We start from the raw sequence: 13,530 nt of genomic DNA, 5'->3' as shown, positions 1-13,530 counted from the left end.
CGGATCAAACCTCATAGTTCAGAATATTGAAGGCCCGGTAGTACTTGTCGTCGTGCAGGCGCCCGAACAGATCGAGTGAGGCCCCCGTTGCGAGCGCATGGGTGTAGCTGCCAGGGAAGAACAGGACGGTCGGCTTGTCCTTGGCCGTGCTCTGCAGATTATTCAGCACGTTGTGCGACCGGATGTATGGATAGACCTCGCCAACGCCGGAGAGGAAGATGACGTCATGCGGTGTGGCTTCGATGGCGTCGCCAATCTTCGGGATCAGGTTGGCTTTGGGATCCAGAACGGACTGCAGAAGCTCCCGGATCTCTCCTTTGTCGGTGTCCGACTCGATCTCGAGGATCTGCTCGAGGATGCCGCGCTCTTCGAGAATGCTGAGCGAGAGGTCGTAAAGGCTCAGGTCGAGAACGGCGATCCCGGCGTGTGTTATCCGGGTAACGAGATCCAACCGGTCCTCAACCATCGACAGTCCTTCTTCTGCCGGGTAAGGGCAGATGAAGAACGGCACCTCATTTCCAAGGCCTTGCTTGGTCAGGAACCGCTGGCTGGTGACGACCTTGAATAGATGCTCTGCCCGCTCTTTGCGGCTGGTCGGCTTTCTCACAAAGCGCCTCCATCACGGCTCAATCCAGGAAACACGACGAGGTCCCTTGGGTTTTTCTCTGCCAAGATCGCTTTGAGCCGCGGCGAGACATAGGCCGACAGGATCCTGTTATCGTCGGAGATCACGTTTGCTTCGCGCATCATCCGGAACAGCACCTGCCGCAGCTTTGCGCGGGTCGTCGGACTGATCCCGGCAAGGCCTTCATCCCATTCGGCTTTGGCGGCAAACAGGACGTCGAAACTTTCCAGCGGCAGGTCGAGTTGGAACGAAAGAAATCGCTCGTGGATGACTTCCGTCGCGAACTCTCGGACAAATCGGTATGCTCTGCAGGTCGCGAGCCACAATAGGGCTTGCTGGTCTTGGCGATCTGCCACCTGGACGAGATAGCCGAGCTCTTCATCGCTCAAGGTCGAAATCCGATTCACGATCTCACGAAGCGTTCTGCGACGCGACGCGGCCTTGGGGAGGGACGTCACACCTCCCTCCAAGGCGCGCCGCAACGTTGCGTCCCACGCCTCCGATGGCGCGTGCATTCGGGCAACTTCGACGCTTTCGTTAAGCAGCAGTCCTCCAACGGCGAAAGACATCTTGTAAGGCTGGAGGTCTGCACCGGTCATCGTGCCGAGCTCCCATCTTGCAGATGAACCACGTCACGATTCAGGAGAACGATCTGCTGATCCTGCGGCTTCCTAGCGCCGGGATGAGTATCAAGTCCGAGACGCCTGAGCGCGTAGTACAGCAACGCCCGCCGCACCTTGATCTTCGCCTTGCCGCCCCGCATGGCGTAGTCGAGAGCGATGACCTTCGCCTGCGTCTCCGAGAGGTCGGGGTGGGGGCCGACCTCCAGGGTGACCTCTAAGTGCCAGTCGCGATCATTCTCGGCCGAGATGTCGCTCTCCCGCGATCCGCGGATGTCGAGGATCCGTGAGAGCAGGAAGTCCTTGAAGTTTTCGTCAGTCTGGCAGAACGCCCGCGCGTGCCAGCGGAAGCCGTCGAAGGCGATGGCGTGGGGTGCAATCCAGCGCCACCGCGGCTCCGGGCTGGACAGGGACTGGTACTTCACCTCGATCGCCTCGGAGCGACGGATGGCGCCGACCACGGAGCGGAGCCTCACCGGATTGACGCCGCGCACCGGGGTCGGGGCCGAGGCATAGGGCGGGAGATCGGCGATCCAGGAGTCCTCGCGGTCGAGGATCCCGTCCGCCATCGATCGCAGCTGCGCGAGGTAGCGGCTGGCGTCAGGCTCGAGGAACTGTGGCTTGAAGCCTGAGCCGCGGACATAGGTCCGCGCGCTCTTGTCGTAGACCATGTTGTCCGGCGCGAAGCCGATGTAGCGGTTCAGGTCGGTGGACGCCTGGTTCACCGAGACCCCGAACTGGTCCATCAGATCGCTTCGGTTCACATGCCCCTCCCAGAACAGGCGGAACTCTATGAACTCGAGGCGCTGCTCGACGCCCCAGCGAAGTTCCGACCTGTCGCTCTCCATCACGCTCTCCCGGCTCGGGCGATGCGCACGATAACTATGCGCGCCCATTTACTGGGCCTGAGCCGAGGCTAGCCGAGCCGGGAAGGTGGCGCAATCGAAATGCGCCGCAAACCAGAGCTTTGGAGCGTGACTTGCGGCCGGGAGGTCGCCAATGGCGTCAGAACGCGGCGATCCGCTGGTCAGCAGTGGATTGAATGACCTCTTGTTCGAACGCCTCGATATCGCTGACGCGGTAGACGACGCGTCCGCCTAGCTTCATGTATGCCGGGCCTTCGCCAGCCCACCGCCACCGTTCCAGTGTGCGGTGCGAGATGGTCCAGCGGTCGGCGAGTTCCTTCTGGGTCATGCAATTGCGTTTCATGTTGTCCTCCATCTGAGCAACTCGGTGTGGTTGCGTCCAAACGAAGGCGTGAAAGAAAATGCGAGGCAAGTCAGTTAGTTGCGCAAGTCCGCGCATTGCGTCTGGTTTGGCGATAGCGGGGAATTTGAGCGGCGATCAGCGCCCCGGTTTTGGGAAGTTCCGAACGGACGCAACCGAGAGAAAACGATTAATAATCGCTTGGAGACGAGCGCTCTCGTGCAGTTCTGCCAGCGCATGACTGCAGGACTCTGAGCCGAGATTTTCGATGACTCATTCCCTCCGCCACTTGCCCTCGCGAAAGCGTTCTCCCGATCCGGCTCCGGCCGGATTTTTCCGTTGTATTCGGGGGTTATGCGGGAGGGGCTGAGCACTGCCCCTGCTGCCAAGAGGCCCGGAAGCGGTCTCTGAGGGCCGATATTCTCCGGACCTGATGACTGCGCCGTTAAGGTGAATTTCTTGCAAGTAACTGAAAGTGTAGAACTTTTTGAGAGCGTCCGCTAAGCAGTTCGACGTGGGTGGCGTTCAGCGAGATGGAACAGAAATCCAACTTGCTACCGCCTTTGAGCGGCCTCACTGCGAGGCGCAGTCTGATATGCCCTGAGAGGCTTCCCAGTCCGCGTAGTTGCGCCCGTCCGGGAGCTTCCACAGGATCCGGCCATTAGCGCTCGCACCAATGACGGCCGCAGCCGCGGCAGAGGCAGACGTGAAGCTGTAGGCGCTTGTGAAGACAAGAAAATCGCCTTCCTCGCGGAGGACGCCCTTCTCAACAAGGGTGTTCCGGAGCGTGACCGTCCCCCTCGGTATCGTTCGCGTCGTCCGGACCCTTGCCCTCGAACCTGCTGTGACGACGAAATCCCCGGAGGGCCCAATCTCCATCTCTGCCGCGAAGCCGTCGCCTCGGAAGAAGAACCGAGGGCTTTCATGGATTTCAGCCTCTGGCAGTTCTCGCCCTGCGATCTGCTCCTGCGCACGACCGCGGACTTCTCGGAAGAGATCCCAGCCGAGGGCTCCAACCAGCGTTTTTGTCTGATCCACGAACTCGTCAATGGCTGCGCGGTCGGGGAGTGGTAGCTTGCCCGCGTCGTCGGACGGCGTGCGCGTGTTGGGCAGGGTCCAACGGGGATTGCTAACGACGCCCCGGATCAGGCAGGCTTCGACATAACGCGCGTGGCTCTTGGTCAGGTTCTCGTCCTTGCTGATCAGCACGACCGTGTCGGTCCAGAATCCTTTGGCATCGCGACCGGCCTCATTCGAGTTGTGATACGATAGGCGAGCGCCGACGCCTTCGGACTCTCCGATATATGCAAGCTGCCTGTCTTGCGCGTCTTCATCGGCGCCGATGAGGATGTAGACGCCTGGCCGTTCGATCTCGGGAAATGCTTCCCGAACCCGACGTAGCTGGTTGCGTCGAAAGGCAATGGCTTGGATCGTTGACATCGAGATCTGCGCCACCCGAATGCCGTTCGGATCGCCGTCGAGAAGGAAAATGTTGATCGAGCGGGGCTTCATGAAGGTGACCAAACGATTGAATTATGCAGCCAATTTAGAAAGGGCGTGAAAGAACACATGATTTAGTGCCAATGTGTTCAAAGCTCACCACCTTTTTGCTTCAGCCAAGCTTTACGACTTTCATAGTCTGGCATGACCGAACCGAGCATTTTCCAGAATTTTTCTGAATGGTTTGGAACCTTGATGTGCACCAGCTCGTGCACGACGACATATTCGATGATTCTGGCTGGTAGCTGCATTACCCGCCAGTGGAAGTTCAATGTCCCATCTGCGCTGCATGAGCCCCACCTGTATCCAAGATCCATTACCTGGACGAAGCGCCCGGGCTCAGCGCCAACGATTCTCTTCCACCTCTGAACGGTCTCATTCAGGTAGGGATGTGCCGCTCTAGTATAGTATTCTTCAATCCGCTTGCCCCCCGAGGCAGCTTGCTCTCGCCGCAACAAAAGCCGATCGCCCTCGAACCTGACGCTCGGCACACCGGTCACATTCTTGGGAATATCGACGAGTTTGAGGCGATAGTGCTTCCCAAGTAGGTGGAAGCCTTCGCCATCCACAAACTCCGCGACCCGAAAAACGTCCTCGCGTGCACTTTCGCCCTGCTCAGCGAGCTTTTGATGAACCCACAATAGCTTTGAGGCTATAAGCTTTGTCGCCTCTTCTAGAGTCCAGACTCATTGATTGTCATAGCCAGAAGATGACGGCGGCGGCCAAAGCGATGGCCGACAGGAAGACCTTGGGGCATCTGTCGTAGCGGGTGGCGATCCGGCGCCAGTCCTTGAGCCTGCCGAACATTATCTCGATGCGGTTGCGCCGCTTGTATCTCCCTCGGCAATCTGGTGCTCGGTCTGGGCCTTGCGGTCTTCGCAAGCTGGACGATGCACGCCCTCCAGCCTGAGCGGGTGCCGATGCGCAGCCTCCGGGTGATGCCGCGCCTGGTGTTGACGCTGTTCACGGACATCATCCGCTCGAACATCGCTGTGGTGCGGCTGCTGACCGATCAGCGCGGGACGCGGCAGTCCAGCTTCCTGCTGATCCCCGTCAAGCTGCGCAGCCCCACGGCTCTTGCGGTTCTGGAGATTATACTGACGGCGACGCCCGGCACGGCCTGGGTGGAATATGTTTCCGAGACGGGCACGCTGGTCCTGCATGTCTTTGATGGCGCCGAATCCGGGCGCTACCTCCACGTCGTGAACAACGTCTACGTCCCCATGCTGCAAGAGGTTTTCGAATGAGCCACACAATCCTGGTCTGGTCGCTGACCTATGCCCAGCTGGCGCTGGCACTGGCCACCTGTCTTGCCGACATTCGCATCCTGAAGGGGCCGCGCGCGCAAGACCGCGTGCTGGCGCTGGACACCCTATATATCGCAGTCATGCTGCTATTCCTGGTAACGGGGATGAGGCTTGGCTCCATCTTTCTCTTCGAGGCGGCGATGGTGATCGCAGTCATGGGCTTTGTCGCATCGATCGCCTTGGCCAAGTTCCTATTCCGAGGGGAGGTCATCGAATGAGCGGCCTGGAGACCGTTCCGCTGTGGCTCAGCATCCCTATTGCGCTGTTCGTGATCCTCGGATCCAACCTCACGCTCATTGGTGCATGGGGCTTCCTGCGCCTGAGCAGCTTTTACGACCGGCTGCACGCGCCGACCCTGGCGACGAGTTGGGGGACAGGCGGCGTGACGATCGCGTCCGCACTTCTTGCCAGTTGGCTGCAGGACCGCTCGATCCTCCACGAACTGATCATCGGCTTCGCTGTCATTGTCACAGTCCCTGTAACGCTGATGCTTCTGGCTCGCGCGTCACTGCATCGCGACCGGATGGAGCGGGCCGCCCACCTGCCTCCCGAGTTGCTCTTGATGCACCCCAGCCTTGAACGGCCTTCCGAGGTGGCGGCCTCGGGCTTGGTCGAATGACGCAAACACTTTTCACGCCTTTGCTAGTAGCGAAAAGGAGAGCGGCAGGAACTCGGTGGCGCCTTGGATCACCGCGATCAGGATCAGTTGCAACAGCGTCATGTCGCCGCTAATGCAACTAACTGTGTCACCTCCGGCCATTAGCTGCCAGTCGACTCCCCGCAGATGCCATCGCGCAGTTTCCCCATACCGGACTTTCGGCGCCCTACGCGAAGTTGATGTTCTCACAATACACCCTATGTCCATCAAGCCGCCGTTTGCGATGCGTGGCTGGTCCTTCACCAGCCACGGGGTGTAGGATTAGCCCGGAAGCGGGTGACAGTGGGAAGACCAGGCATGACTATGATCAGGGTGCGTGACCTCCGGACAGGCTTCACCTACCGGTCTGCTTGGACCGGCTTCGCGAAGGGCAGAGGGCTCGATATCTCGAACGCGCCGATACTGCACAGCGCGCGGATCGGTGAGGACCAGGTCTATAGGGATCCATTTAGGGGACCGCGCCACGGCTTCTCGGCGAAATACGAGCAGTTCATTGAGGCGCTGCGCTTGAGCGAGCATGTCTTGGTCCGCCAAGGCGGCCGGGATGAGGCCGGCAAAATGTTCGGCACTGGCAAGCTAATTGCGATCTACGAGATCCTATCGCACGAGATCGACACGGAGGGCGGCGTCACGATCCGCCTCGGTCGGCGCATCGCCAGTTGAGTTTGGACCGGTGTGATCCATCCAGTGTTTCTCACACTCGGCCCGAACCGGACTTTGACCGTTCCACCCAACGCTGCGGCGCGGATTTAAATTTCTGCCATTTATGCATCTTGCAGAATTTTCGTGTGAAAGTTTGGCGTTTTGGCTATGCTGACCTCGCCGTCTGCTCAGTGAAACTAACTCGCCGGATCCATGCCGTGATTTCGCGTCTTAACAATAAAGAAAAAGACACACTTATGAATATGCAAAAATCGTCGTCGGAGACAATATTTTGAGAAGTATCTTTTATTTCGCTTCGCTGGTGATTTGTGCCTTACTGCCCCGAAGCGCACTGGCATACTGCAGTGAACCTTCGTTCTACTCAAGTAAGCCAGCTTTTTCTGGCGCAGAACCCGGGGCCCCCTCAAAATACCAAAAGCCTGATGTGCCTTATTGCTTATCCTCCTACAGCTACTCTGGTTCTCACACCTGTGAAGACTACGAACTTGACCAATACTTTAACGAGGTTAACGAATATATCGATGACCTAAACGATTTCTATGAGGAGGCTGTAGAATTTGCAGAAGAAGCAAGGGCATACGCGGAGCAGGCGGCGGAATTCGCAAATGACGTGAGAAGACATGCTGATGATGTTCTTGACTACGCAAAATGCGAAGCAGATGAAGTTAAGCGGCAACATGAATGACGGTCCAAACCAGTCACTCATGCTATGCGCAACGGACAGTCGGTCCCAGCCCCAAAACAGCCATACCTGCTACGTGGCAACCGGCGCTTGATTCGAAATTGACAAAAGCGGAATCAAAAAGAATACAGATGCTTCCTATGTGCCGCATGAGTATAAGTTATTGACCAAACGTCAATGCTAACGCCTTGCCCATCTCAGCAAGGCTGCATCAAATACTCGCTCTTGAGGAAACCTGCCGAGGAAATACCGACGCTCATCAGGTGGGAACTTAGAACACGCAAAAATGAATGCTCTTTTTTGCCATGGGTCCATGTGAGAAAATTCTTCCTTTTGTTCACGGAGCCAATCCGTTGCTCCCGATACCATGGCCGATAGAATGACCTCACGTCTCACATAGGGATCACCCGACGAGTAAAAACCAATTATCCGAGATATATGATTCAGAGTAGCGTTTCGAGAAAAAAGACTCAGCACAGATAGACGAAAATACTCATTGTTTGCCAGAGACGTATCCGTCATTAACCCGACTAATTCTTCACCCAAGTCTCGCCAATCATCGTCTTCAAGATCCTGAACACTCGAAAGATAGGCGCAAATCCCGGCGAGACATGGGATTAGGTCATGGATGCGTGAAATCACCTTCTTGACCGCGCCAGGGTGACCGACCTGTGCAAGCCTTCGGAAGAACCAACGTAGGCGAATAAAATCCACTGGATCTTGGGATAGGTACTCATCAATAATTTCATCAATCTTGCTGTCGCGGATCTTCTTCCAATCAGGCGGACTAATTGAGCTGAAAGCGATCATTCTATATGGATTGCCCGACGAGTATCTTTTCACAACACTTAGTAAGTCCTTCTCATTTTCACTTATAGGTCGATCTTCGACCATCTGCCGACACAAGGAATTTGCCTCTTCTGGGGAGAGGAACCGTGTCTTGTGTCTTTGAAGGGTCAGACGTTGTTGCTGGTCAAGAGAGCGAGCAATTCGTGAAAGGGCTGCCCTCGCATCATCTTGAGATGGACAGAATACAAGGATATCATCAGCATACCTCAAGAAATCTATACCTTGCGCCTCCAAGCTGTTGTCAATTGGAATGAGTGTCGCCTCAGCAATGAGGTGAGCTGCGTGAGGACCAACGGGAATCCCCCTGGAGACACCCGCTGTTGTCGATTCAAGAAGCCGAATTACCCATTTAATAGATTGGTTTGAAAACCCAGAATCCATTAGCTGGTTTTCAACAGTATGGTGATAAATTTGATTGTAAAAATCAGCGATGTCGCAATAGAGAACTGTCGTGGAGGCAGAAGCCTTCAGTGCCACCTTAGCCCAGAAATCATTCCAGCCTGACTGGCTGGCATATAGGCCATGGTCATGAGATGGAGAGAAACGATAGCTAAATACTTTATCGGTCGCTTTTCGCCTCTGCTCCACGCCAGCTCCAAACTGGTGCATAATTGCGGATAGGATGATAGAGTCTTGAGGATCAAGCTGGGTCGCTTGACGATACGATATTTCATCTTTGGGGACGATGAACCGCCTCGAAGTGCCAATTTGAAATTGGTTTAAGTCTTTCCCAGATATGTCATTGGCAAGTCGGTCTTTTTCAGCCTGCATCACGCGCATTTCAGCTATTTGAGGAAAAAGATCACCATCCGAGTGCTCTGCAATGAAATCAATCGCCCACTCAACCGACGCTTTGTCTAACAACTTGCCTCCGCAAAAAACCCATGCACAGTAGCCGAGTAGTATCAATGATTGCTCAACCTGCACCATTTTCGAAACAGATTGCAACGGCAACTTCAATGTCCGGTCTTGAGGGGCTCACAGCGCGACATGCTGGACCGAGCGAAATGTCGGTTGGATCTGTTCCCAAAATTATTCAAAGGTCGCTTTCTTGCGCATTGCTGACGTTCGTTCAGGGCGCAGCGAGGGTCTGCTTTCCGCCCATCGGCCAATTCTTCCTCCGTGTGAGAGAAAGAGATGCAAGGGTCGCAAAGCGCCTTCAATCAACCATCGCGAAAACACGCAACCACTCCACCCAGGAGGCTGTCGCCACATGGCGGTGATTGTCGATTATTGTCTATATTACAACGAGTTAACTGATCTGATACCATCGCCGCATCGTGTTTTGCTCTAATGGCGGGCATGATCCGGTTCGGCGGAGGGTTTTCATGACCGTGGCGCCGAGGGCCGGGATGGCAGACCACGGGGCGGGGACAGATGCCAGGCGCAGTCCGAAAGGCCGAAGCGCGTCCCCCGGCACCAGGCCCGGTGTCGAATGTAGCGGCTGACCTCGAGACGCAGGGCATGCGCGATCTCGAGGGCCAAAGCGACGGGGCGGCTCCGGTCGACACGGAAAGCTGACGGCAGCGGGGACCGGCTTCGGCAAATGCCGGGGCTGGTCGTCCTATGCCGTCACTCAAGGGCTCACCAATCGACACATCCTGCCTGGTGGTACAGAGACACGCGCGCGAGGCGCAGACCGGCGTCCTACCGGCAGGGTCGCACGATCATGCGTGACATCGGTTGGCATCGTGACAACGGCAAGATCGTGGCCGCCCCCGAATGGCGTGAGGCCGACGCGTCCCGCATGCACTCCCGACGAGGGACACGACGGGAAACACGGATTGCTCCAGCACACTCGCGGATCGCGCCCTTCGGCGTCTCATGGAGAGGCCATGGGGTTCCGTCCCGGCGCGGTTTCCGGACCGCATGGCATGTATCCGCTGCGCCAACCCGGGCGTGGCGTGCGGCAGCATTTGCGGGAACCGCCCGGCAGGATGTCGTTCCATGACGGCGATTGCCGATAACTGTCTGTCTTATCATGATTCTTCTGTTCGGATATAATCGATCCGATGGATGCGATCTGGACGGAATGAGGCAAGGCGGGGGTCATGGGCACAAAAGCGAAGCTGCAGGCGATGGAGATCAGGCATACCCCGGTCAGTGACTTGATCCCCTATGCCAACAATGCCCGCAGCCATTCCGAGGCGCAGGTCGCCCGCATCGCCGGTTCGATCCGGGAGTTCGGCTTCAACAATCCGGTGCTCGTCGATGCCGGGAGCGGGATCATTGCCGGCCACGGCCGGGTGTTGGCGGCACAGAAGTTGGGTCTCGAGACAGTACCTGCAATCGAGCTGTCGCATCTGAGCGAAGCGCAGAAGCGCGCCTACATCCTCGCGGACAACCGACTGGCCGAGCAGGCCGGCTGGGATGCGGAATTGCTGGCGCTGGAACTGGGCGAACTCGCGGAGCTGGAGGTTGATCTCGCAGGCATCGGTTTCGACGGTGCCGAGCTGGACGCGCTACTGGGGCACGGGACGCCGGATCCCCGCGAGGAGGCAACGCCCGATCGCCCGATCGATCCGGTGTCGCGACCTGGGGATCTCTGGCTTCTGGGGCGGCACCGGGTGATCTGCGGCAGCGCCACGAATCCGGACACCGTGGGCAGGGTTCTCGGCGGGGTCGTGCCGCATCTGATGGTCACCGATCCGCCTTATGGCGTCGAATACGACCCGAGCTGGCGCAACCAGACGGGCGCCGCGAAGACAAGGCGAACCGGCAAGGTGCTGAACGACGACCGCGCCGACTGGCGCGAGGCCTGGGCGCTGTTTCCGGGCGAGGTCGCCTATGTCTGGCACGGCGCGCTGCATGCCGGCACTGTCGCCGACAGTCTCGAGGCGACGGGTTTTGGGATCCGCAGCCAAATCGTCTGGGCCAAGGAGCGTCTGGTGCTGTCCCGCGGGCACTATCACTGGCAGCACGAGCCCTGCTGGTACGCGGTGCGCGGCAAGGGTCATTGGTCGGGCGATCGCAAGCAGTCGACGCTGTGGTCGATCCCCAACCGCGACCAGGATGCGACGACGGTGCACGGCACCCAGAAGCCGGTCGAGTGCATGCGCCGGCCGATCCTGAACAATTCGAGCGCAGGACAGGCAGTCTACGAGCCCTTCTGCGGATCGGGCTCCACCGTGATCGCCGCCGAGACCAGCGGACGGCAGTGCCATGCTGTCGAACTGGATCCGGCCTATGTCGACGTCATCGTCACCCGCTGGCAGGACTTCACTGGCAAGGAGGCGGTGCTGGAGAGCGAAGAACGGAGCTTTGCCGCGATCGCCGCCGAGCGCCGTGCCAGTGGCCCGCAGGGCATGGCGGTGGCGTCATGAGCCAGTCGCGCATCATGTCTCTGGTCGAGGCGGTGGGCAATGTGACCGTCGGGTTCGGAATCGCACTTGCAGCGCAGATGGGACTGTTCCGGCTGGTCGGCATCGAGGCAAGCCTTCGCGCGCAACTTGGCCTCACCGCCTGCGACATGCCCGAGGCCAACAATCTTACGGTTGGCATCATGGCGCTCGTCGCCGAGCAGGAGCGCGAGGCGATCTCGCGCCGGACGCGCGAGGCGCTGGCCGCGGCGAAAGCGCGCGGGGTCAGGCTGGGCAATCCGCGGGGTGCCGCGGCCCTGCGCCGTGCGGGACTGGGTGGCGCTCCGCTGCGTCGCGCGGTCTCCGACAATGCCGACGCCCATGCCCGGGCACTCGCCCCATTGATGGGCGAGCTGAAGGGTCTTGGGTTCACCAGCCTTCGGGCCATCGCCGCCGAACTCAACCGCCGCGGCATCCTCACCCGACGTGGCGGTGGCTGGCACGTCTCCACCGTCCGCAACCTGATCGCGCGCATCGACATGATCGAGTAAGGACACCGATGGCGGCCGAAGCGTCTAGAACATTCTCGAAGAAGCCTGATGGCGCGCTGCGGACCGCCACAACCGTAGCCGAGGGCGGGACCGGCGATCTGTTCTACGCCATGAACAAGGAAGCGTCGGGCGACGATCTCGGGCTGACGCTGCAGTCCGGCTTCGTGACCAAGGCGCTGGTCGGCCTGTTCGGCTCGGACCGCTTCCGGCTCGCGGTCTCGGCCGACGGCAGCACGTTCTTCGACGGGCTCAGCGTCGACAACGCCACCGGCATCGTCGATCAACCCTGGCTGCCACGGTTCAAGGCGTACACGAACTACGACAACTATGTCGGCGTCGGGACCTGGACGAAGATCGGCCTGAACAACACCGACTACAACGATCAGGGCGCCTTCGACGCGGCGAACAACCACTTCGTGGCGCCGGTGGACGGCACCTACCTCTTCGGCGCGACGCTACTCTACAAGATCAACGCCAGCGCCACGGCGCGCATGCGCGGGCGGCTGGTGCTGAACGGCACGACGGAAGTCCGCGGCTCCCTCGGCGAAATCTCCGCCACCCATGTCTCGCTCGCCACCGCGATCTGGCTGCAGACGATGGTGCCGCTGGCCGCGGGCGATACCGTCGAGCTACAGGGGTATTTCCGGGTCGCCGACGGCTACTTCGCCGCCGAACACACGTCCTTCTGGGGCTGCAAGATCGGCTGAGCGGCAACAACGGGATTGCACACGCCCCTTTGACCTGTGCGGCGCTAGCGGAAAGAAATGCCTTGAAGCTCTAGTTGGTGGAGGTTGCATATCGAGACACGAAAGCGCAGCTCGTGCCTCGCGAGCCTGCGCAAATGCCCAGAACAAAGGCTGCCAAATGCTGACAAGACGACACTTCGTTCGATCAAGCACAGCGCTGTTTTCAGCGTCGGTCTCCGGCCCACTCCTCGCCGATACCTGGCCCACCGAGGCGCAGAAGGCTGCCTGGGACGCACAGGTGACGCCCCCGAACTATGATCCCGAAACCTCCAATCCTTGGGGTCTGCACCCGCGGTTCCTACCGCAACGTGTAGTCGCGAAGGATGGTCTCGTGCCGGGAGATATCCATGTCGATGCGGTCGCGCGATATCTCTACCACATTGAACAGGGTGGAACCGCGATGCGCTACGGCGTGGCGATCGCGCGGGGCAACCTCTACGAGCCGGGTGTTTATAACATCAAGCGCAAGGTCAGGTGGCCGCACTGGACGCCAACACAAAACATGATCGAACGCGATCCCGTGAACGCACAATGGGCCGATGGGATGGAACCAGGGCCGGAAAACGCTCTCGGATCACGGGCGCTCTATCTCTATGTCGGGGATCGCGACACCTATCTCCGGATCCACGGCACGCCCTACCCGAGAAGCATCGGCGGTCGCGCGAGTTCAGGATGCGTGCGGATGGTCATGGCCCACATCAACGATCTCTATCCAAATGTAGACCTTGGCTCTACGGCCTACCTGTATTCGGCAGAGGACAGCGTCACAGCCCGCAGCTGAGGGAGCGCTCGGTCGGCCAACGTGCCTGCGGTCGGTCGAGCGA

Annotated in this window: 15 protein-coding genes and 2 pseudogenes; 9 read left to right on the top strand and 8 right to left on the bottom strand. The window is 58.9% G+C overall.

The features are described 5' to 3' along the window. Positions 1-4: 4 nt before the first annotated feature. The 7 genes and pseudogenes from MU516_RS07895 to MU516_RS07865 form a co-directional block, all read right to left on the bottom strand. Complete coding sequence (locus tag MU516_RS07895; RefSeq protein ID WP_150288343.1) at positions 5-607, bottom strand: DUF1788 domain-containing protein; 603 nt, start codon at positions 605-607, stop codon at positions 5-7. Next, positions 604-1,224 carry a DUF1819 family protein gene (locus MU516_RS07890; RefSeq protein WP_260276662.1) on the bottom strand — a complete coding sequence of 207 codons (621 nt, stop codon included), beginning with the start codon at positions 1,222-1,224 and terminating at the stop codon, positions 604-606. Before MU516_RS07890 ends, MU516_RS07895 begins: the two co-directional genes overlap by 4 nt. Further along, positions 1,221-2,093 carry a WYL domain-containing protein gene (locus MU516_RS07885; protein ID WP_260276661.1) on the bottom strand — a complete coding sequence of 291 codons (873 nt, stop codon included), beginning with the start codon at positions 2,091-2,093 and terminating at the stop codon, positions 1,221-1,223. Before MU516_RS07885 ends, MU516_RS07890 begins: the two co-directional genes overlap by 4 nt. A gap of 157 nt (positions 2,094-2,250) precedes the next feature. Beyond that, positions 2,251-2,439, bottom strand: a complete 189-nt coding sequence (locus MU516_RS07880) for a helix-turn-helix transcriptional regulator (protein WP_232816615.1) — start codon at positions 2,437-2,439, stop codon at positions 2,251-2,253. Positions 2,440-3,024: 585 nt separating this feature from the next. Then, positions 3,025-3,963: a GIY-YIG nuclease family protein gene (locus tag MU516_RS07875; protein WP_260276660.1), complete on the bottom strand. Its 939-nt coding sequence runs from the start codon at positions 3,961-3,963 to the stop codon at positions 3,025-3,027. A 77-nt stretch (positions 3,964-4,040) separates the two neighbouring features. Next, positions 4,041-4,616 (bottom strand): annotated as a pseudogene (locus tag MU516_RS07870) (YgjP family zinc-dependent metalloprotease); the annotation flags it as partial. Between the two features lie 31 nt (positions 4,617-4,647). After that, a pseudogene (locus MU516_RS07865) lies at positions 4,648-4,788 on the bottom strand (transposase); the annotation flags it as partial. A 53-nt stretch (positions 4,789-4,841) separates the two neighbouring features. Between MU516_RS07865 and MU516_RS07860 the strand changes: the two are divergent. The 5 genes from MU516_RS07860 to MU516_RS07840 all read left to right on the top strand — a co-directional run bounded on the left by MU516_RS07860 (position 4,842) and on the right by MU516_RS07840 (position 7,264). Next, a complete protein-coding gene (locus MU516_RS07860) occupies positions 4,842-5,198 on the top strand; it encodes a Na+/H+ antiporter subunit E (RefSeq protein WP_260276659.1) in 357 nt (118 codons plus the stop codon). Continuing rightward, a complete protein-coding gene (locus tag MU516_RS07855; protein ID WP_260276658.1) occupies positions 5,195-5,476 on the top strand; it encodes a K+/H+ antiporter subunit F in 282 nt (93 codons plus the stop codon). The genes MU516_RS07860 and MU516_RS07855 overlap by 4 nt, the downstream gene beginning before the upstream one ends. Further along, positions 5,473-5,877: a monovalent cation/H(+) antiporter subunit G gene (gene mnhG / locus MU516_RS07850; protein ID WP_260276657.1), complete on the top strand. Its 405-nt coding sequence runs from the start codon at positions 5,473-5,475 to the stop codon at positions 5,875-5,877. Before MU516_RS07855 ends, mnhG begins: the two co-directional genes overlap by 4 nt. A gap of 336 nt (positions 5,878-6,213) precedes the next feature. Beyond that, positions 6,214-6,579, top strand: coding sequence for a hypothetical protein (locus tag MU516_RS07845; protein WP_260276656.1), 366 nt, complete (start codon positions 6,214-6,216; stop codon positions 6,577-6,579). A gap of 271 nt (positions 6,580-6,850) precedes the next feature. Continuing rightward, positions 6,851-7,264, top strand: coding sequence for a hypothetical protein (locus MU516_RS07840; RefSeq protein WP_260276655.1), 414 nt, complete (start codon positions 6,851-6,853; stop codon positions 7,262-7,264). A gap of 177 nt (positions 7,265-7,441) precedes the next feature. Here the strand turns inward: MU516_RS07840 and MU516_RS07835 are convergent, their stop codons facing one another. Next, positions 7,442-9,070 carry an RNA-directed DNA polymerase gene (locus MU516_RS07835; RefSeq protein WP_260276654.1) on the bottom strand — a complete coding sequence of 543 codons (1,629 nt, stop codon included), beginning with the start codon at positions 9,068-9,070 and terminating at the stop codon, positions 7,442-7,444. A gap of 1,091 nt (positions 9,071-10,161) precedes the next feature. Between MU516_RS07835 and MU516_RS07830 the strand changes: the two genes are divergently transcribed. The 4 genes from MU516_RS07830 to MU516_RS07815 all read left to right on the top strand — a co-directional run bounded on the left by MU516_RS07830 (position 10,162) and on the right by MU516_RS07815 (position 13,487). Next, a complete protein-coding gene (locus MU516_RS07830; RefSeq protein WP_260276653.1) occupies positions 10,162-11,433 on the top strand; it encodes a site-specific DNA-methyltransferase in 1,272 nt (423 codons plus the stop codon). Beyond that, positions 11,430-11,960 carry a DUF7220 family protein gene (locus MU516_RS07825; RefSeq protein ID WP_260276652.1) on the top strand — a complete coding sequence of 177 codons (531 nt, stop codon included), beginning with the start codon at positions 11,430-11,432 and terminating at the stop codon, positions 11,958-11,960. Before MU516_RS07830 ends, MU516_RS07825 begins: the two co-directional genes overlap by 4 nt. Positions 11,961-11,968: 8 nt before the next feature. After that, positions 11,969-12,667: a hypothetical protein gene (locus MU516_RS07820; RefSeq protein ID WP_260276651.1), complete on the top strand. Its 699-nt coding sequence runs from the start codon at positions 11,969-11,971 to the stop codon at positions 12,665-12,667. Positions 12,668-12,824: 157 nt separating this feature from the next. Continuing rightward, positions 12,825-13,487: a L,D-transpeptidase gene (locus tag MU516_RS07815; protein ID WP_260276650.1), complete on the top strand. Its 663-nt coding sequence runs from the start codon at positions 12,825-12,827 to the stop codon at positions 13,485-13,487. The last annotated feature ends 43 nt before the right edge of the window (positions 13,488-13,530 follow it).

Origin of the sequence: Paracoccus maritimus (genome assembly GCF_025195095.1) — a bacterium.
GTDB classification, from domain to species: Bacteria; Pseudomonadota; Alphaproteobacteria; order Rhodobacterales; family Rhodobacteraceae; genus Paracoccus; species Paracoccus maritimus.
Note: the sequence above shows the minus strand (reverse complement) of the source record. Positions and strands in the feature narration are given on the sequence as shown.

Coding starts and splice junctions, on each gene's coding strand:
- MU516_RS07890 (WP_260276662.1), bottom strand. CDS start 1,224: ATGACCGGTGCAGACCTCCAGCCTTACAAGATGTCTTTCGCCGTTGGA.
- MU516_RS07885 (WP_260276661.1), bottom strand. CDS start 2,093: ATGGAGAGCGACAGGTCGGAACTTCGCTGGGGCGTCGAGCAGCGCCTC.
- MU516_RS07880 (WP_232816615.1), bottom strand. CDS start 2,439: ATGACCCAGAAGGAACTCGCCGACCGCTGGACCATCTCGCACCGCACA.
- MU516_RS07875 (WP_260276660.1), bottom strand. CDS start 3,963: ATGAAGCCCCGCTCGATCAACATTTTCCTTCTCGACGGCGATCCGAAC.
- MU516_RS07860 (WP_260276659.1), top strand. CDS start 4,842: ATGCACGCCCTCCAGCCTGAGCGGGTGCCGATGCGCAGCCTCCGGGTG.
- MU516_RS07855 (WP_260276658.1), top strand. CDS start 5,195: ATGAGCCACACAATCCTGGTCTGGTCGCTGACCTATGCCCAGCTGGCG.
- mnhG (WP_260276657.1), top strand. CDS start 5,473: ATGAGCGGCCTGGAGACCGTTCCGCTGTGGCTCAGCATCCCTATTGCG.
- MU516_RS07845 (WP_260276656.1), top strand. CDS start 6,214: ATGACTATGATCAGGGTGCGTGACCTCCGGACAGGCTTCACCTACCGG.
- MU516_RS07830 (WP_260276653.1), top strand. CDS start 10,162: ATGGGCACAAAAGCGAAGCTGCAGGCGATGGAGATCAGGCATACCCCG.
- MU516_RS07825 (WP_260276652.1), top strand. CDS start 11,430: ATGAGCCAGTCGCGCATCATGTCTCTGGTCGAGGCGGTGGGCAATGTG.
- MU516_RS07820 (WP_260276651.1), top strand. CDS start 11,969: ATGGCGGCCGAAGCGTCTAGAACATTCTCGAAGAAGCCTGATGGCGCG.
- MU516_RS07815 (WP_260276650.1), top strand. CDS start 12,825: ATGCTGACAAGACGACACTTCGTTCGATCAAGCACAGCGCTGTTTTCA.